Raw genomic sequence first — 18,002 nt, forward strand, 5'->3', positions numbered from 1 at the left:
AATGTCCGGGGCTAAAGCACAGAACCGAAGTCGCGTCAGCATACTAAGTATGTTGGGTAGGGGAGCGTTCTATACACGACGAAGGTATACCGAAAGGAGTGCTGGAGAGTATAGAAGTGAGAATGCCGGTATGAGTAGCGAAAAGGAAGGTAAGAATCCTTCCCACCGAAAGCCTAAGGTTTCCTGAGCAACGATCGTCGACTCAGGGTAAGTCGGGACCTAAGCCGAGGCAAAGAGCGTAGGCGATGGACAACAGGTAAAGATTCCTGTACCACCGATAATTGTTTGAGCAATGGAGTGACGCAGAAGGAAGGTTAAGCGGGCAGATGGAAACGCCTGTCTAAGCTGGTAGGGTGAGATGTAGGCAAATCCGCATCTTAAAAACCTGAGAAGTGACGGAAAGATGTAAGCAATTACATTGAATTTAACTGGACCACGCTGCCAAGAAAAGCTTCTAGTGAGATTAAAGGTGCCCGTACCGCAAACCGACACAGGTAGGCGGGGAGAGAATCCTAAGGTGCGCGGGAAAACCCTCGTTAAGGAACTCGGCAAAATGTATCCGTAACTTCGGGAAAAGGATAGCCATTTTTGGTGAAGCTACAAGCTAGCAGAGCTGAAGAAGGCGACAGAAGAGAGGCCCAAGCGACTGTTTACCACAAACACAGGTGCATGCGAAAGAGAAATCTGAAGTATATGTGCTGACACCTGCCCGGTGCTGGAAGGTTAAGAGGAGGGTTTAGAAGTAATTCGAAGATCTGAATTGAAGCCCCAGTAAACGGCGGCCGTAACTATAACGGTCCTAAGGTAGCGAAATTCCTTGTCGGGTAAGTTCCGACCCGCACGAAAGGTGTAACGACTTGGGCACTGTCTCAACGAGGGACCCGGTGAAATTGAAATACCTGTGAAGATGCAGGTTACCCGCGACTGGACAGAAAGACCCCATGGAGCTTTACTGCAACCTGACATTGGTTTTTGGTAAATAATGTACAGGATAGGTGGGAGACTGAGAATATGGTACGCTAGTATCATAGGAGTCAATGTTGGGATACCACCCTTTATTTACTGAAAATCTAACTGAATGAATAACAAACATCAAGACAGTGTCAGGCGGGCAGTTTGACTGGGGCGGTCGCCTCCGAAAGAGTAACGGAGGCGCCCAAAGGTTCCCTCAGCGCGGCAAGAAATCGCGCGAAGAGTGTAAAGGCAGAAGGGAGCTTGACTGCGAGACGGACAGGTCGAGCAGGTACGAAAGTAGGGCTTAGTGATCCGGTGGTACCGAGTGGAAGGGCCATCGCTCAACGGATAAAAGCTACCCTGGGGATAACAGGCTAATCTCTCCCAAGAGTCCATATCGACGGGGAGGTTTGGCACCTCGATGTCGGCTCATCACATCCTGGGGCTGAAGTAGGTCCCAAGGGTTGGGCTGTTCGCCCATTAAAGTGGTACGTGAGCTGGGTTCAGAACGTCGTGAGACAGTTCGGTCCCTATCCATCGCGGGCGTAAGAAACTTGAAGGGAGCTGCTCCTAGTACGAGAGGACCGGAGTGGACGAACCAATGGTGTACCAATTATGCCGCCAGGCGTACAGTTGGGTAGCTACGTTCGGAAAGGATAAACGCTGAAAGCATCTAAGCGTGAAACCAGCCTTAAGATGAGGTTTCTCATAGAGTAATCTAGTAAGACCCCTTGAAGAAGACAAGGTAGATAGGCCAGATGTGTAAGTACAGTAATGTATTTAGCTGACTGGTACTAATAGGTCGAGGGCTTGACTTAAAGCAGAGAGCCAATATACCATGAGCGAAAGCGAATGAAGTAGATTGAGCGAATCGCTTTACTCCGAGCGTAAAGAAATGGAGCGAGTGAGTTTCATATCTAAGCGAAGCGGAGTAAAGCAAGAATAAAATGTAGTTAAGATTAATTTCAATTCTTCTGTATAGTTTTGAAGGAACATATCTAAAAAGAAAGTTCACTTCAAAAGAATCTGGTGTCGATAGCTATAGGGTACCACCTGTTCCCATACCGAACACAGTAGTTAAGCCTATACACGCCGAAAGTACTTGGATGGAAACGTCCTGGGAGGTTAGGTAGATGCCAGTTTTGTTTAGCACTCACTTTGGTGAGTGCTTTTTCGTTATTAAGATCGAAACGGCTGAAGTTTTTATTAAAAGGGTATGCAAGTTTATTTTTCAAGGTTAATATCAATTACATCATCGTCTAAAGAATCATTATTATTTCTACCTAGGATGAATACTTCTTTGGTCGAGATTGAATTATCCTCCTCGTTCATTGTATTTGTGTTAATGAAATCCTCTGTGTAATCTTCATCAGAAATATCATTAGAAAAGCTAATTGCAGCAGTAATTATAATTATTATTCCTCCGATAAGCAAACTTACTAAAATAAATTTTAATAGATTTTTCATTTGAATTTTCCTCCTTAAATTAAAATTCTATAATTGCATTATTTATAAAATTTTAGTATTAATTATTAATGTAGCCCCAAAGTATAGTAATTTTAATAAAAAATTATGCTTATTTTCGAAATTTTATTTCTAACTTTATCTTAATGTTAATAAAATTTTTATTCATTTCCGTAAAGGTTGTGTATAAATGTTAAATCATGTAGAATGATATAGTTGAGGAAGATTGTTCATTGTATACAAAGGAGTGCTTTAGGTGACTGAAACTTTACAAGAAATTGAGAAAAAAGTATTACAAGGAATTAGATTATCCCGTGAAGATGGAATTGCTTTATATAAATGTAATGATTTAGCTTGGTTGGGCTATTTGGCAGATATAGTGAGAAAACGCATAAGTGGAGATTATGTTTATTATAATGTGAATCGTCATGTGAATTTAACGAATATATGTGCTGCACGTTGTAAGTTTTGCGCATTTGGACGCGATTCAGATAGCAGCGGGGCATATGCCTTAACGAAAAAAGAGGTTCTTGATATGATTGAAAAATCAGCAAAGGATCCCGACTTGCGAAATCTACATATTGTAAGTGGACTCCATCCGGATTGGCCTTTTGAGTATTATGTAGATATTATTCGTTCTATTAAGGAACGGTTTCCTAAATTACATTTGAAAGGTTTTACAGGTGTTGAAATTACTCATTTTGCAAAAATATCTGGTAAATCAATTCGCCAAGTACTGAAGGAGTTAATTGATGCAGGAATTGAAGCAATGCCAGGCGGTGGTGCTGAAATCTTATCTGATAGGGTACGCGATGCATTATGTCCTAAAAAAGCGACGGCAGAGGAATGGATGGAAGTTGCACAGACTGCTCACGAATTAGGAATTAAAACGAATGCAAGTATGTTGTATGGTCATATAGAGACGATTGAAGAAAGAATTGATCATTTAATTAGATTGCGTGATTTGCAAGATAAAACGAATGGGTTTCAAACGTTTATCTGTTTTCCTTTTCACCCAGAGAATACAGAACTAGAGTCAGAAATTTCTCGCACGAATGTTTGGGATGATTTAAAAACAATGGCAATTTCAAGGCTGATGCTTGATAATTTTAAAAATATTAAAGCGTATTGGGTCATGTTAACTTTGCCAATTGCGCAATTGGCACTTGGATTTGGAGCAAATGATATTGATGGAACAATAAAAGAGGAGCGGATTATGCATGCGGCAGGTGCAAAATCTAGTAAAGCTCTTACACAAGAAAAACTTGTGGAAACAATTAAACAAAGTGGGCGCATTGCAGCCGAGTGTGACTGTAATTTTAATATTATTCGCTTGCTATAAAAGGCTATGGGTTAAGGCCTTTGATTTTGGTTGGATTGTTTTTTATTAGAAGAATAGGCTAGTCATCGAAAAAAAATGATTCTTGCATAAGCAAGAATCATTTTTTTTCATAAGATAAATTAAAAGAGTAATAATATTGAGGTTGACATTTATATATCAATATGATATTAATATATATGAATATATAATCATATGAATGATTATATGAATAATATTGGAGGTGACTTATGACAAGTATATATTTATTAAAAAATTTAGATTGTGCAAATTGCGCTGCTAAAATAGAGGCAAAACTAAATCGTATGCCCGAAATTAAACGTGCCATAATTACATTTGCGACGAAGCAAATGGAGATTGAATTTACGAACGATATAGTAGAGTTAGAAAGAATTCAGAAGATTTGTCAATCGATAGAATCAGATATTCAAGTAACTGATAAAATCACGGGTATAAAAGTAAAGCCAGAAGAAAAGTCGTGGATAAAGCAGCGCGCTTTATGGGAACTTATTTTTGGTGGAAGCATTTTTCTAGTAGCTTTTTTATGGGGAACATTAGAAGAATCTTATAAGATTACTTTATTTGTTTTAGCATATGTAATTTTAGGTGGTAAAATTGTTTTAACTGCGGGTAAAAATTTACTTCGTGGGCATGTGTTTGACGAAAATTTTTTAATGAGTATTGCGACTTTAGGTGCTTTTGCTATCCAAGAGTATCCAGAAGCAGTAGGCGTTATGCTATTTTATCGCATTGGTGAGTTTTTTGAAGAATGTGCAGTAGAGAAAAGCAGACGGCAGATTATGCAAGCGGTTGATTTAAGACCAGATGTAGTAACTAGGTTATCCGGTGGAAAAGAGGAAATAATTGAAGCGAATGCAGCGCAGATAGATGATATTCTTTTAGTAAAAGCTGGTGAGCGCATCCCTTTGGATGGAGTTGTTCAGCAAGGCGAAAGTCGCGTAGATACGGCACCTGTTACAGGAGAGCCGATCCCAGTAAAAGTAGCTATTGGTGATGAAGTTATATCAGGATGTATTAATACGTCGGGATTACTTCAAATTAGAGTAAAAAATACGTTGGCAAATTCAATGGTTACACGTATTTTAGATTCTGTAGAGCATGCAGCTGCAAATAAGCCTAAAGTTGATCGTTTTATTACAAAATTTGCAAGAGTTTATACACCAATCGTGGTGATGATTGCAATTTTTACGGCAATCGTTCCTTCTCTTTTTACGGGAAATTGGGAGCATTGGATTTATACTGCGTTAACGTTTTTAGTTATTAGTTGTCCTTGTGCTTTAGTATTAAGTGTTCCATTGACTTTTTTTGCTGGTATTGGTGCGGGAGCCAAACGTGGGATTTTGTTTAAGGGTGGTTCGGTTTTGGAAAGCCTAAAGCGGTGTAAAGCAATTGTGATGGATAAAACGGGCACAATTACGGAAGGAAAGTTTGCTGTACGCGAGATTGCTGTGTTTGGGACTTTCAAGGAAAACGAGGTCTTAGCATTATGTGCATCTTTAGAAACAGCATCTACGCATCCAATTGGAGTTAGTATTGTCGCTGAAGCAAAGGCAAGAAATTTAACTTTTGAAGAGATTCAAAATGTTGAAGAACTTTCGGGAAAGGGAATCAAAGGGGATACTGTAAAAGGGCAAGTCTTATGTGGAAGCAGAAGCTTTCTAGTGGGAATGCAGATTGATGTGCCTGAATATCAAGGCCAAGGTATTGGTACAGAGGTATTCATTGCTTTAGATAAAAGGGTGATAGGTTGTTTGTTTATCGCAGATAAAATGAAATCGGATGCTATTTACACGATAAAGCAGTTAAAGAAAAAAATGTTACACACCTTTATTTTGACGGGGGATCAGGAAAAGAGTGCCGAAAAGATTGCCAAAGCAGTAGGTGTAGATGGCTATTATGCCAAGTTATTGCCGGAAGAAAAACTTAATCGTTTAATTGAATTAAGAGAAAAATATGATAGAGTGATGTTTGTTGGTGATGGAATCAACGATGCACCTGTACTTGCTGGAGCGGATGTAGGAGCCGCGATGGGAAGCGGTGCTGATGCTGCAATTGAGGCGGCGGATATTGTCTTTATGAATTCTAGATTAAGTGGAATCCATCATGCGATTGAAATTGCTCATAAGACCGGAAAAATTGCAAAACAAAATGTTGTATTTGCTTTAGGTGTTAAAATTTTAATTATGATTTTAGGGTTAGCAGGTTTTGCGTCTATGTGGCTGGCAGTGTTTGCAGATAGTGGTGTAGCGATGCTTTGCGTAGTGAATGCCATTCGTATTTTATATGAAAAAGAAGAAAAGTCCGATTTTTAAAATCGGACTTTTTTATTTTAAAATACATTTTGCACCAATGTAGCGTGGCTGCCAATAGGGATCATTTAGCTTATCAATGCGTACGCCTTTACTGGAAGAAGTATGAATAAACTGTCCATTGCCTATATACAGTCCACAGTGTGAGACTCCAGATTCATAGGTCGTAAAGAAAACTAAATCACCCACTTGGAGACTTTTCTTATTGACTTGTTTGCCTATTTTATATTGATCATCTGCTGTTCTTGGTAGGTTTATTTTATGTTCGGCGAAAACATACTGAAGATAGCCAGAACAATCAAAGCCTTTTGGTGTTGTTCCACCAAATTTATAAGGAACGCCGATGTATTGTTTTGCTGTAGAAATTATTGCATTAGCGTTATTTCTTGATCCCTCAATTACTGGATTGGAATCGGGGAGATTAGGTAATGGCGTGACAACGCTTGGAAGCTTATCTATTTTTCTAGTTTTCAACGCCCACTCAATCGCTTTCCAAGTGGAATCATCGACGACTCCATTTGATTTTAGTTTATGATCGCGCTGAAAATTTTTAACAGCGTAATGTGTATCAGCTGCAAATTTTCCACGGGGGTCTTTAATCGAATAGCTAAGAGCAATTAATTTTTGTTGGAGTATTGTTACATCATTGCCTTTAGCGTTTACACGCAGTGTTGGAGCTGCATAAGCGGGGACTGTTGCTAATAGAAATAAAAAGGCGAGTAATAAGATGCAATATTGTTTTTTCCTAGCAATAAAATGCAATTTATGCATGCGATTTGTTCACATCCTTTTAACGGTGGGATATATGTTCTAACCCTTCATTCATTAAACTAACAACATGATCATCATCGAGAGAGTACCAGGCCTCTTTACCCTCCTTGCGATATTTAACAAGTCTAGCACTTCGAAGAACACGCAATTGGTGAGAAATTGCAGATTGTCCCATTTCTAACGTTGTCGCGATATCACTTACGCGCATTTCTTGTTGGGTCAACAGATTTAGTAATTTGATTCTAGTTGAATCACCGAGAATTTTAAATGTATCAGCAAGTTGGTTACTAATTTCATCAGGTAGCAGATTTAATTTATCTGAACTCGGTTGTTTATTCATATCAATAGTCATGCAATTCCTCCTATAGATAAATCTATATTATAGTATAAAACAAAAAGATATATTTTGGAAACGATTTATAAAAAATTTGCAAAAAGATTACTTTCTTCAAGAAAAGAATAAATTTTATGTCAAAAGGTATTTAAATTTTATTGTCGAAACATAGGAATGAATAGGTAAATTATAGGTGATTAAGATCTGTTTTCAAGGGGTCTAAGATAATTTTTAAAAAGCTCCGAATGATTTAGTCTGATTTTCATGAGATAAATCAGCAGAATTCCTTATTGTCAGTAGATATGGGTATTTTTCTATTGAAATTCAGATTTTTCAAGGGTATGATTATGATGGGATTGCTGTGTATAAGTTAGCAGTAAGTTTTTTGATATGGGAGATATTTTATTGCAAAAATTCCTGATAGGTAAAACTAAGAATATTAAGCGTAGTTGAAAGGTGTCATAGATTTGCAGGCCCAAGGATAAAATCAGCTGACAAGCGGAAAGGAGCTAAGAATGGATGTACGAGAATTGTTGTATCGGCGCTTTATCGCCCCGATGGAAAGTAAGAAGAATCTAATCAATCGGATTGGAATGGAATTTGCTTATCCTTTGGTTTGCTTAGGGAATAAGAGCAATAAAATGATTGTGAAATATCTGTTTGAACAATTAATAAAACGGGGATTTATGCCACTTTATTGTGATAAAAAAGAGCTAATCGGTGTGGAAAAGAAATTTACTGCACGAATTTTTTTAGATGCTTCTTATAACTGTTTGTCTATAGCATTAGCGCCAATTGTTGCAATTCATGAAGCGGATCGCACTTTGCAAGAGGTGTTTAAATTATTTCGCACGATTGTTGAAGAACAGGCGTTGTTAATTGACCAAAGTATTCATCCTTTGCATTATTCTTTACCAGCAAATTTTATTGCGGATGATGAATGGATGGCAAAACGTAAATTTATAGAAAAATATTCGCCACAAGATTTTTCTGGCCGTGCAGATTTTTTCGCTTTTATTACCGCAATAAAAACGCATTTGAATTTCATGCCGCAAGAAATTCCTTATGCGTTTACGGTATTGTCCAAGCTGGATTTCGCTGAACTTTTTTTATTTGCAAATTCTCCAATACGAACGAAACAAGGTTGGTTTCGTTCGGCGAAATATTATTATTATACGCGAAGTGGACTTGCATTAGCCGGGCTTAGTGGTTCGATGGATCAATCCTTTCGCTCAATACAAGATGTACTTTTGGATTATGCACAGAGAGGCTTGTTTCTTCGTCGGCGCGAAAATTGTCAATTTTTCATCCCCGTAAGATTGGGAGAATATTTTAAAAGGTCAGAGTATGGAGCGATAGAAGAAGACCTTGATTGTTTCTTCAGTTATAAAAATACAGAGCTTGAGCAGATAGGTACGGTTAAAAGGCAAGTCTCTTGCGTACAGCCGTTTAGTCAAACGTTTGTACCAGTTGCTTTTGTTCGTGGAATCGTTGCTAAACTGGGGCAGGCAGATGAATTGGTAAAACGATTTTTACGCGATAATCAAATTACATCAAGCAATAATCAACTCTGTGAAATGGCGGCAAGAGGGGTGTTAATTGGGAGTAGAAATTCTCTATATGAATTCTTGGGTGGCTTATGGCAACTGGCGATTGATAGCGCACGAATGCGTGGTGTAGGGGATGAAGCGTATCTTACTTGTTTTGATGAAAAATTTTCCGCCTTGATGAACTGGTATGAAAATAAAATTATGGATAAGTGATGAAAAGATAGACGCGGGATAGAGTATTTTCGGGAAATATTTATCCGATGGCTAACGGAGTTATTTTGTGAAATAAATGACTTACAAAAGTCAAAAATTTTCGGTCTCTGCTTATAATATCTCCGTTCTTTTCGTCGGAAGTAAAGATATCGTAAGTCTATGGATTACTTGCTTTTCTTCATAAAGACTTAAGAGCCCTCTTGAATCATCATCGTTTATTTTTATGCAAAAAGCATACAGAAGAAAGACTGTATGCTATCAAGTAAATTTTTGAAAATATCCTTTTGTCGATGTTTTGGCAAAAGGATATTTTTATGTATGTTAATCATCGTCATTGTTATCAAATAGAGAGCCGATTCCGCCTAAGATTGCGCCGCCGGTTACGACTTTTGCTGCATTACTGCCAAATGAGCCATCACCGGCATTTAAGGGTGTAGGTGGCATTGCTGCTTGAATTCTGCCGACTAAACGAGAAAATGGAAGAGATTGCAGCCATACTTTCCCTGGACCTTTTAGGTGGGCAAGAAAAAAACCTTCGCCGCCTAAGAAGGAGGTTTTGATATTTCCAGCACGGATGATATCAAAATTAACGGTAGGTTCAAAAGCAACTAGGCATCCTGTATCCACATGAAGTTCTTCATCTGTTCTTAGTTCTTTTTCGACAAGCGTACCGCCGGCATGGATGAATGCCATGCCATCCCCTTCGAGTTTTTGCATAATAAAGCCTTCTCCGCCAAATAATCCCGTCATAATTTTTCTTTGAAAATGTATGCCAATGGAGACCCCTTTAGCCGCACAAAGAAAGCTGTCTTTTTGACAAATAAGTGTGCCGCCTAGCTTTTCTAATGATACTGGAATAATATTCCCAGGATAAGGTGCAGAGAAAGAAACTTTGGCTTTTCCCTTACCTCGATGAGTAAACACAGTGATAAACATACTTTCTCCAGTTAAGACTCTTTTTCCAGCACCGAGTAACCTACCCAAAAAGCTATCACTTTCTTTTGCTGAACCATCACCGAAAATCGTATCCATTTGGATACAACTGTCCTTGTACATCATTGCACCTGCTTCAGCGACGATGCTTTCGCCAGGATCAAGTTCTACTTCAACGAATTGCATTTCATGGCCGATAATTTTGTAATCTACTTCATCTGCACGTTTCATCATGAAGCCTCCATTCTTTATACATAGGAAATGAATTATTTGTTGTTATATGGTATTATAGCATCATAAAAATAGTTGTGTAAATTAATTGTGAGTTTTGTATTTGTATAGGAGGGAAGGCTATGAAGATTGCATTTATTGGTGCAGGAAAAGTTGGTTCTGCAATGGCGATTCTTTTAAGTTTAAAGGGGTATAAAATTTCTTATATTATGAGTCGAAATGTTGAGTCAGCTGAAAAATTGGCGCAAAGGGTTAAAAGTACGGCGGCTACGGATTTGAAAAAATTAATACAAGATACCGATGTTATTTTTATTACTACTCCAGATAGAGTAATCAAAGAAATGGCAAAGAAAATTGCTGAAACGGGACTGAAAGCGAGTCAGCAATACGTATTTCATGTATGTGGATCCCAAAGTAGCGAATCATTGATGGTATTAAAGGAAAATGGATGGGTAACTGGTTCTATGCATCCGTTGCAAGCTTTTGCTGATATAGATATGGCGGTAAATATACTACCGCAAACCTACTTTGCGCTGGATGGAGATGAAAAAGCGGTTGCCCTTGCTGAACGAATTGTAGAATCTATAGGTGGGAAATCTTTTTTTGTGCCAAGTCAATATCGCGCATTATATCATGCCGCAGCATGTATTGCCTCAAATTATACGGTGACGTTAATGCATGTTGCAACGCAATTGTTTGAAAAGTTCGGTATTAAAGAAGAGGCTGCAATTGCGGCACTTATGCCAATTATGAAAGGAACTTTAGCGAATATTGAATCGAAGGGGACGATCAATGCCTTAACAGGTCCGATTGTGCGGGGAGATTCGGTAACGATCGAAGCGCATCTTGCTAAGATGCGTCAATATGCACCAAAAGAAGAGCTAGTTTATAAAGTTCTAGGTAGATACACACAAGAATTTGTGCAAAAAAAAGAAATTTTTAGCAAGAAAGATAGAGAATAAAATAGATAATACTCCTAAATAAGAACAAAGGTGCGTTTATAGTGTACTGCATGCTACTTTAATTCCATTAATTAAAATAAATATGTTGTTTTGATGTAAAATATATACTAAAATACATATATGAAGATATTTTAGAAGAGAGTTGGAGTGTGAGCAGTATGAATTTACGTAACAGAATGTTAGTTTTTATTCTTTTACCAGTGATTGTGTTGACATCTTTTTTGAGTTATTACGCGTATCATACGGCAGAAAATTTATTGAGGTCTGAACTTTTGAGAGGAAATAAATTTACGGCGGAGTCTTATAGCAGGAAAATTAATGAAGTTTTAGTAAAGCAGGAAGCTGTTGCTTCATCTCTAGCAGCGATTATTGCTGGTAAACAACCGAGTAAACAAGAGATAGCTATTTTAATTAATGAAGCAAAAAAATCAAATTCTGAAATTTCAAATATTTTAGTTGCATTTGATACAAATGAGTATGTAGATACGGATGGGTGGAATCCACCAGCAGATTATGATGTAAGGACTAGAGATTGGTATAAAAAGATATTCGCTTCTACAGGAATAACCTATACGGATGTTTATGAATCGGCGAGTAACCATAAACTGATGGCTGATGTAGGATGTCCGATTGTAGTAAATGGGAAAAAGATCGGTGTAATCGCAATAGATGTGCAAGTAGAGGGTATTTTAAATGTAACAAGCTCAATGAAAAATGGCGATATTGGTTATGTATTTGTTTTAGATAACAAAGGTAGTTTCATCAGCCATCCTGTTTATACGGCAAAGGAACGGCTACAGACGATAGAAAATGGATCTTTGGCGGGATTTTTTGAACAAATACAAAAAGAAAAAAATGTTGAAAGGATTATCCCTGTAGAAGGTAAGGATAGAATGTGTCAAGCTGTTTCCATTGGGCAAACAGGATGGACGTTGGTGACTTCGACTGATTATGATGCGTTGTTTGGTGGCATTAAAGAGATGGCGGTTATTTTAACGATTGCAAGTATTATTGTTATCATACTTTTAGGCGGTCTAATTTTATATATTGTTCGCTATATTGTTGGTGCATTAGATAAAATGATTGCTGCATGTGAAGCCTTAGCGGATGGGGATTTTAGGGAAAAACCTCGCACAGTAATATTAAAAGATGAGATTGGAAGAGTTGCAGATGCCATTATTTTAACGCGGGATAAATTACGTGAGCTGATGAAAAAAGTAAGTGATTCGGCTGAGCAAGTGGCTGCTGCAAGTGAGGAACTGACTGCAAGTGCATCCCAATCTGCACAAGCATCTAATCAAGTGGCAATTTCAATAACTAACGTGGCACAAGGTGCAGATGAACAAACTAGAGCATTAGGAAGAACAAAAGAAGTTGTTATGGGTATGGGGAACCAGCTTCAATCATTAGGAAAAACTGCACAGCGGGTTGCGGAGACAGCAACATCAACGACACAAAAGGCAAGTCATGGTGCACAAGCTGTAAATGAGGCAATTGGGCAAATGAATAGCATTAATCGAAAAATGGAAGAATCCTCTAAGGTCGTGGCAACTCTTGGTGATAGGTCACAAGAGGTTGGACAGATCGTTGATACGATTTCAGGAATTGCAGGACAGACCAATTTGTTGGCTCTAAATGCAGCAATTGAGGCAGCACGTGCAGGTGAGCAAGGTCGTGGCTTTGCTGTAGTAGCTGAAGAAGTTCGGAAATTAGCCGAACAATCACAAGAAGCAGCAAAACATATTGCCGATTTGATCTCGAATATTCAGGCAGATACGGAAGATGCTGTTCAAGCAATGCAGGAAGGCAATCAAGAAGTACAACTCGGCAGTAGTGTAGTCAATAAGACTGGTGAAATTTTTGCTGAAATTGAAACGATGATTCAAGAAGTAAATACACAGGTTGGATTGGCGCATGCAGCGATGGTTGATATAGATGCAGCAAGCGCAAACATTACACATTCTATAGAAAGTGTAGATGAAATTAGTAAAAATACGAGTTCGGAAGCGCAGAATGTATCTGCAGCAACAGAAGAGCAGGCTGCTTCGATGGAAGAAATGTCAACGGCAAGTATGTCTTTGGCAAATCTCGCACAGGATTTACAAAACGCTGTAAACAAATTTAAGATATAAGATTATTTTGGATAAGAGAAGGCATCCATGCTTAATTTAAGCATGGATGCCTTCTTTATAAATACTTTAATATACTTTTTCTATAGTAAATCCGTTTTTTTCTAAGGCGGATACTACGCGATCGACGTGATCTTGTCCTTGTGTTTCGACGGTTACTTCAAGTTGTACTTTTTTAAAGCTATCAGTAACTTTTGCTTGATTATGATCAAGCTTTATAACGTTGGCATTTGCTTGAGCAAGAATGTCGGCAACTTTTAATAATTGACCTGGTTTATCTGGTAAATTTACAGTAAAGCAGAATACGCGTCCGCGCGCAATTAAGGCTTTATCAATTAAAGCAGAAATTGTTGAGATGTCAATGTTTCCTCCACTTACGATTGGAACGACTTTCTTGTTTTTAAAACTAAGCTTATTCAAAGCAGCTAAAGAGAGGACCCCTGCGCCTTCTGCAATTAATTTATGCTTTTCAATTAAGGAAAGAAGTGCGGACATTATATCAAATTCTGATACGGTAATAACTTCATCTACGTACTTTTGAATGAAAGCAAAAGTCAAGTCGCCAGGAGTTTTAACAGCAGTTCCTTCAGCGACGGTATCTACTTCTTTTAATGAGGATACTTTGCCGCGTGAAAGTGAATATTTCATACAAGCTGCCCCTTCAGGTTCAACTCCGATGATTTTTACATGGGGATTGATTGCCTTACTGGCAAGTGCAACACCACTGGCAAAGCCACCACCGCCAATTGGGACAAGGATCGCATCTACATCTTTTAATTGATGATAAATTTCGATAGCAGTTGTTCCTTGCCCAAGCAATACTTCAACATCGTTGAATGGGTGGATAAAAACATAGCCGTGTTCTTTTTGCAATTCTAGTGATTTTGCATAAGCATCATCATAGCTATCGCCAGATAGTACGACTTCAGCACCGTAGCTGCGTGTTGCTTCCACTTTAATAATTGGTGTTGTTGCAGGCATTGTAATAACTGCCTTTACTCCAAGCTGCTGTGCCGCATAGGCTACGCCTTGCGCATGATTACCAGCGGATGCAGTAATTACTCCTTTTGCTTTTTCTATTTCGGATAATTGACTGATTTTATTGTAAGCACCGCGCAATTTGAAAGAGCCGGTGTTTTGTAAATTCTCGGGTTTAATAAAAACTTCGTTTTTGCAGGCTTTGCTAAAAAAAGGACTATAAATTAGTTCAGTTTTTTTGATTACTCCGTCTAGTTGTTTTGCAGCTCGGTAGACATCGGAAATAGATGTATTGGCAACAATTGATTCAATAGATGTTTGTTCGGTTGACATAATATAAACCTCCCGGATAAAAATAACTCATTCTTGAATAGATTCAAGAACGAGCTTTTAAGCAATGTGCCCAATAAATGTTTTCATCAATTCTAGCACTGATTTATTCTCAGTGTCAAGATTTTTACTTTAATTTTTATTGCTATTCTACTTGTCTGAGGTTAACGATGTTTGATGCTTCGTCAGTCCTTAGAGGATGTGTCTTCTTTTAATGGAAGTTCAGATTCTGCTGAAAACAACCTTGTTTATAGGACCGTACTGATTTTTACAAAAAAAGAGGTTTTTTTTGAAGAAAACAGGAATAAATTAACGAATGACGAAATAGTATCTGTATAAAGGTAGATAAAATATGATATGCGGGGGGAGTAATGATGAAAGAAATGAAACGCATCTTAGTACCAGTAGATGGTTCAAATAGCGCTTGTAAGGCAGTAGATTATGCTTTTTGTCTAGCTGCAAAAAGTGGAGCTGAGATTGACTTTTTATATATTGCAAATGTGAATGCAGCGGTTGGCGGATATCGCTTGGCAAATAATACTTGTTTTCCACAAGAAGTGCTTGACTCCGTGTTTAAAGTAGGGGAAGCTGTACTTGATCGCATTTTTAGCCGTATGCCGGAAGGGATAAAAGCAAAACGTAAGGTTGTTGGTGGTATTCCTACGTCGGCAATTTTAGAGTATGCTGAAGAAAATAAGGCTGATATGATTATCGTAGGTAGCCGTGGGCTTAGCATGGTAAAAGGGGCTTTGCTTGGTAGTGTTAGTCAACATTTAGTTGAATATGCATCTTGTCCTGTAATGGTAGTAAAAGAAAACAATAAAATGGATTGATTGATTAAAAAGGAGGAGCATATGATGGGATTTAAACGTATTTTAGTGCCGATTGATGGTTCGGAAATTTCGGAAAGAACCGTAGAACAGGCAATTTATTTGGCAGAAATTAATCAAGCAAAATTGGATTTTCTTTATGTAGCCAATATCAATCAGTTAGCAATTAACGCCTGCTTATCGGAAGCTATTTTGGAAGCTGTGACGAAGGCTGGAAATGTAATTCTAGATAGAGCAATTGAAAAAGTCCCAAAAGATTTAATCCAAGTTGAAGGATATACGGAAACTGGTTCGCCAGCTGTGGCTATTTTAGAATTTGCAGAAAAAATGGATAGTGATCTTATTGTCATTGGGTCGCGTGGATTAGGCTTAGTCAAAGGTGTACTTTTAGGTAGTGTAAGTCAGCATGTTGTTGAGCGTGCTAAATGTCCAGTAATCGTAGTAAAGTAGAATACATAAATAGTAAATAGGCAGAAATGTTTCTGCCTATTTTTTGTTCTAATAGAATCTTTAATTATTAATTTGAGGCTAATAGGATTAAAAGGAAATAAATTTTTAAAATTTAAAAATAAAAAATTTTTAGGTTAAAGCAGGAGTTTAAAAAATTTTGTCTAATTATTAATAATAATTATTAATTACTATTTAAAATTGATTGATGATTATCTTTTTTGCTAAAGGCTAATTTTTAGTAAAATAAGCCTTCACCAAAGCAATGAAGGAAGTTAGACTGATAAATTTAGTGGGAATATAAAGCACTATATAAATCAGCCAATAAAAATTTAAGTTAAATAATTAGGAGGAAAAGTGATGACAAAAGAATTAAAATTCTATAGATGCTTAGATTGTGGGTATGTATTAGAAGTATTGGATTTTGGTACAAGACAGGTAATTACAAAGGGGGAATCTTTTGCAAAATCAACAACGATTGCTGATGCAAAATTGATTTGCTGCAATAAGGAAATGGAACTTTTAGTACCGAATACAGTGGATGCATCTGCTGAAAAACATTTGCCGGTGGTAGAATTTTTAGAAGGCGGAAAGATTTCCGTAAAAGTTGGTTCCGTTACGCATCCAATGATTGAAAGTCACTATATTAAATGGATTACTATTGCAAGTGGGGATAAAGTACAGCGCGTAATTTTAGATCCAGGTCAAGCGCCAGAAGCGATTTTTGATATTGGTGGAGAAATTGATGTAAATGTATATGCGTATTGTAATTTGCATGGTCTATGGAAAACAAGCGCTAAAAAATAATGGAAGATAAATGAGAGACAAAATACTAATAAAAATAGGCGGGAACTTCCCGCCTATTTTTTATTAGCATTTTGTTGGACGAAAATAAAAAACACGGCTGTTTTATTTTTAAAACAGCCGTATTATATCAGAAAATATGGGGTTTATTCTTTACTTTCCATTTGAATCGTTCGAATTGGGAATGGAATATTTATTCCATCTTGACGATATCTGGCGGTCAGGGCTTTAATGAATTCATGTTTTAGTACATGTTGATTTACAAAGCTTCCAGAATGCAAAATTACATTAAAATTGATGCTGGAATCAGCAAAGGTATGAAATCGAACCAGTGGATGATAGTTCTCAAGTGTTGGCTCAAACTTTTCCATTGTCTTTTTGGCTACATCTAAAGTGATTCTTTCTACTTCATCTAAATTGCTATCATAGCTGACTCCCACAGGAACAACGATGGCAATATCTTGTGCAGGCATACTATAGTTTGTTAAAATTGCGGAGGCAATCTGCTGATTTGGAATGACAATTACATTCTTTGTCGAGGCTTCAATTGTAGTAAACCGCCAAGAGATATCTTGAACTCGACCTTCTTGTCCGTTGCTAAGGCGGATGTAGTCTCCGAGGCGAATTTGTTTTGATAAAATAAGGTGAATCCCAGCAAAGATATTTGCGAGCATATCTTGTAGACCAAGAGCTAATGCCATACCCCCAATACCTAATGCAGTGATAATCGGCGTAATAGAGATTCCATAAGATTGAAGCAGAATCAGTGCACCCATTACGTAAATAGAAATTTCAACGATGTTGGTTAATAATGTTGTTTTGGGCATATTACTATCATTGGCTTGCGTATGCATATCGATAACTCCAACCGCGATTCTTGCCAGTACACGTGTTATCGTAAAGAAAATAATGCCTAATAAAATATTGGAAAGAAAATCTTGTAGCTTTGGTGTCATATTGTCAAGTGAAGTCAAGGTCCAGTACAAGCCTATACCCGAGCATAAGGAAATAGGAACTCCTTTTAATGCATGGGAGAGGACAAGATGTAAATTTTGTGGACTATCATTCAAACGACTATGGATTTTCATATTGACAAAACGATTGATTGCCAGACCGATAATAAGGGCAATAATCTGAATGCAGACGGGAAGCCAAAGGACTTCAATAATATGCTCCCAATTTATATGTAGAAACTCGTTCATATAAAACCTCCTAAAACTATTATCTGCTATTATACTACATATTAATATAAAATCCATGTTAAGTTTTTCAAAATATACATTTGGTATTTACTTCTTAATTGTTATAATATAGAGAAAAGAAAGGATAGTTGATGATGGAACTTTCAGTAGGAAATAGAAAAATAACATTTCGATTATGGTGGAGAGTATAAATTGGGGTGG

General features: G+C 37.5%; 14 protein-coding genes and 2 rRNA genes (1 of these 16 only partly in view). 10 read left to right on the forward strand and 6 right to left on the reverse strand.

Features of this window, described 5'->3' with window-relative positions:
- Both P3F81_RS00395 and rrf read left to right on the forward strand, forming a co-directional pair.
- Positions 1-1,772, forward strand: a 23S ribosomal RNA gene (locus P3F81_RS00395); it begins 1,153 nt to the left of the window's first position.
- Positions 1,773-1,979: 207 nt separating this feature from the next.
- A 5S ribosomal RNA gene (rrf, locus tag P3F81_RS00400) occupies positions 1,980-2,096 on the forward strand.
- A gap of 82 nt (positions 2,097-2,178) precedes the next feature.
- On the opposite strand, the gene P3F81_RS00405 is transcribed toward rrf, so the two are convergent.
- Positions 2,179-2,421, reverse strand: coding sequence for a hypothetical protein (locus P3F81_RS00405; protein WP_147667431.1), 243 nt, complete (start codon positions 2,419-2,421; stop codon positions 2,179-2,181).
- A 253-nt stretch (positions 2,422-2,674) separates the two neighbouring features.
- Between P3F81_RS00405 and mqnE the strand changes: the two genes are divergently transcribed.
- Positions 2,675-3,760, forward strand: a complete 1,086-nt coding sequence (gene mqnE / locus P3F81_RS00410; RefSeq protein ID WP_147667429.1) for an aminofutalosine synthase MqnE — start codon at positions 2,675-2,677, stop codon at positions 3,758-3,760.
- Positions 3,761-3,987: 227 nt separating this feature from the next.
- Positions 3,988-6,090, forward strand: a complete 2,103-nt coding sequence (locus tag P3F81_RS00415) for a heavy metal translocating P-type ATPase (protein WP_147667427.1) — start codon at positions 3,988-3,990, stop codon at positions 6,088-6,090.
- A gap of 12 nt (positions 6,091-6,102) precedes the next feature.
- Here P3F81_RS00415 and P3F81_RS00420 read toward each other — a convergent pair whose 3' ends face one another.
- Positions 6,103-6,858, reverse strand: a complete 756-nt coding sequence (locus P3F81_RS00420) for a C40 family peptidase (protein WP_147667425.1) — start codon at positions 6,856-6,858, stop codon at positions 6,103-6,105.
- A gap of 19 nt (positions 6,859-6,877) precedes the next feature.
- Complete coding sequence (locus tag P3F81_RS00425) at positions 6,878-7,198, reverse strand: ArsR/SmtB family transcription factor (RefSeq protein WP_309320768.1); 321 nt, start codon at positions 7,196-7,198, stop codon at positions 6,878-6,880.
- A 509-nt stretch (positions 7,199-7,707) separates the two neighbouring features.
- Between P3F81_RS00425 and P3F81_RS00430 the strand changes: the two genes are divergently transcribed.
- A complete protein-coding gene (locus P3F81_RS00430; protein ID WP_147667421.1) occupies positions 7,708-8,955 on the forward strand; it encodes a hypothetical protein in 1,248 nt (415 codons plus the stop codon).
- 321 nt (positions 8,956-9,276) lie between these two features.
- Here the strand turns inward: P3F81_RS00430 and P3F81_RS00435 are convergent, their stop codons facing one another.
- Positions 9,277-10,119, reverse strand: a complete 843-nt coding sequence (locus tag P3F81_RS00435; RefSeq protein WP_309320518.1) for a TIGR00266 family protein — start codon at positions 10,117-10,119, stop codon at positions 9,277-9,279.
- Between the two features lie 122 nt (positions 10,120-10,241).
- On the opposite strand from P3F81_RS00435, the gene P3F81_RS00440 reads away from it, so the two are divergent.
- Both P3F81_RS00440 and P3F81_RS00445 read left to right on the forward strand, forming a co-directional pair.
- The gene (locus P3F81_RS00440; protein WP_147667416.1) at positions 10,242-11,081 is read left to right on the forward strand and encodes a Rossmann-like and DUF2520 domain-containing protein; all 840 of its coding nucleotides are present in this window, start codon (positions 10,242-10,244) and stop codon (positions 11,079-11,081) included.
- Positions 11,082-11,239: 158 nt separating this feature from the next.
- Positions 11,240-13,213, forward strand: coding sequence for a methyl-accepting chemotaxis protein (locus tag P3F81_RS00445; protein WP_147667414.1), 1,974 nt, complete (start codon positions 11,240-11,242; stop codon positions 13,211-13,213).
- A gap of 66 nt (positions 13,214-13,279) precedes the next feature.
- Here P3F81_RS00445 and ilvA read toward each other — a convergent pair whose 3' ends face one another.
- Positions 13,280-14,521, reverse strand: coding sequence for a threonine ammonia-lyase (ilvA, locus tag P3F81_RS00450; RefSeq protein ID WP_147667412.1), 1,242 nt, complete (start codon positions 14,519-14,521; stop codon positions 13,280-13,282).
- A gap of 371 nt (positions 14,522-14,892) precedes the next feature.
- On the opposite strand from ilvA, the gene P3F81_RS00455 reads away from it, so the two are divergent.
- The 3 genes from P3F81_RS00455 to P3F81_RS00465 all read left to right on the forward strand — a co-directional run bounded on the left by P3F81_RS00455 (position 14,893) and on the right by P3F81_RS00465 (position 16,602).
- The gene (locus tag P3F81_RS00455) at positions 14,893-15,351 is read left to right on the forward strand and encodes a universal stress protein (RefSeq protein ID WP_309320519.1); all 459 of its coding nucleotides are present in this window, start codon (positions 14,893-14,895) and stop codon (positions 15,349-15,351) included.
- Between the two features lie 21 nt (positions 15,352-15,372).
- Positions 15,373-15,798 carry a universal stress protein gene (locus tag P3F81_RS00460; protein ID WP_147667408.1) on the forward strand — a complete coding sequence of 142 codons (426 nt, stop codon included), beginning with the start codon at positions 15,373-15,375 and terminating at the stop codon, positions 15,796-15,798.
- A gap of 357 nt (positions 15,799-16,155) precedes the next feature.
- Positions 16,156-16,602, forward strand: a complete 447-nt coding sequence (locus P3F81_RS00465; RefSeq protein WP_147667406.1) for a desulfoferrodoxin family protein — start codon at positions 16,156-16,158, stop codon at positions 16,600-16,602.
- Between the two features lie 143 nt (positions 16,603-16,745).
- Here the strand turns inward: P3F81_RS00465 and P3F81_RS00470 are convergent, their stop codons facing one another.
- Positions 16,746-17,801, reverse strand: coding sequence for a mechanosensitive ion channel family protein (locus P3F81_RS00470; protein ID WP_147667404.1), 1,056 nt, complete (start codon positions 17,799-17,801; stop codon positions 16,746-16,748).
- Positions 17,802-18,002: the final 201 nt, after the last annotated feature.

This window comes from Selenobaculum gibii (genome assembly GCF_030273445.1).
Classification (GTDB): domain Bacteria; phylum Bacillota; class Negativicutes; order ICN-92133; family ICN-92133; genus Selenobaculum; species Selenobaculum gibii.

Excerpts from the sequence above, each read along its gene's own strand:
- P3F81_RS00425 (WP_309320768.1), bottom strand. The coding sequence starts at position 7,198 with ATGAATAAACAACCGAGTTCAGATAAATTAAATCTGCTACCTGATGAA.
- P3F81_RS00465 (WP_147667406.1), top strand. The coding sequence starts at position 16,156 with ATGACAAAAGAATTAAAATTCTATAGATGCTTAGATTGTGGGTATGTA.
- P3F81_RS00445 (WP_147667414.1), top strand. The coding sequence starts at position 11,240 with ATGAATTTACGTAACAGAATGTTAGTTTTTATTCTTTTACCAGTGATT.
- P3F81_RS00455 (WP_309320519.1), top strand. The coding sequence starts at position 14,893 with ATGAAAGAAATGAAACGCATCTTAGTACCAGTAGATGGTTCAAATAGC.
- P3F81_RS00460 (WP_147667408.1), top strand. The coding sequence starts at position 15,373 with ATGATGGGATTTAAACGTATTTTAGTGCCGATTGATGGTTCGGAAATT.
- P3F81_RS00405 (WP_147667431.1), bottom strand. The coding sequence starts at position 2,421 with ATGAAAAATCTATTAAAATTTATTTTAGTAAGTTTGCTTATCGGAGGA.
- P3F81_RS00415 (WP_147667427.1), top strand. The coding sequence starts at position 3,988 with ATGACAAGTATATATTTATTAAAAAATTTAGATTGTGCAAATTGCGCT.
- P3F81_RS00470 (WP_147667404.1), bottom strand. The coding sequence starts at position 17,801 with ATGAACGAGTTTCTACATATAAATTGGGAGCATATTATTGAAGTCCTT.
- P3F81_RS00420 (WP_147667425.1), bottom strand. The coding sequence starts at position 6,858 with ATGCATAAATTGCATTTTATTGCTAGGAAAAAACAATATTGCATCTTA.
- P3F81_RS00430 (WP_147667421.1), top strand. The coding sequence starts at position 7,708 with ATGGATGTACGAGAATTGTTGTATCGGCGCTTTATCGCCCCGATGGAA.
- P3F81_RS00440 (WP_147667416.1), top strand. The coding sequence starts at position 10,242 with ATGAAGATTGCATTTATTGGTGCAGGAAAAGTTGGTTCTGCAATGGCG.
- ilvA (WP_147667412.1), bottom strand. The coding sequence starts at position 14,521 with ATGTCAACCGAACAAACATCTATTGAATCAATTGTTGCCAATACATCT.
- P3F81_RS00435 (WP_309320518.1), bottom strand. The coding sequence starts at position 10,119 with ATGAAACGTGCAGATGAAGTAGATTACAAAATTATCGGCCATGAAATG.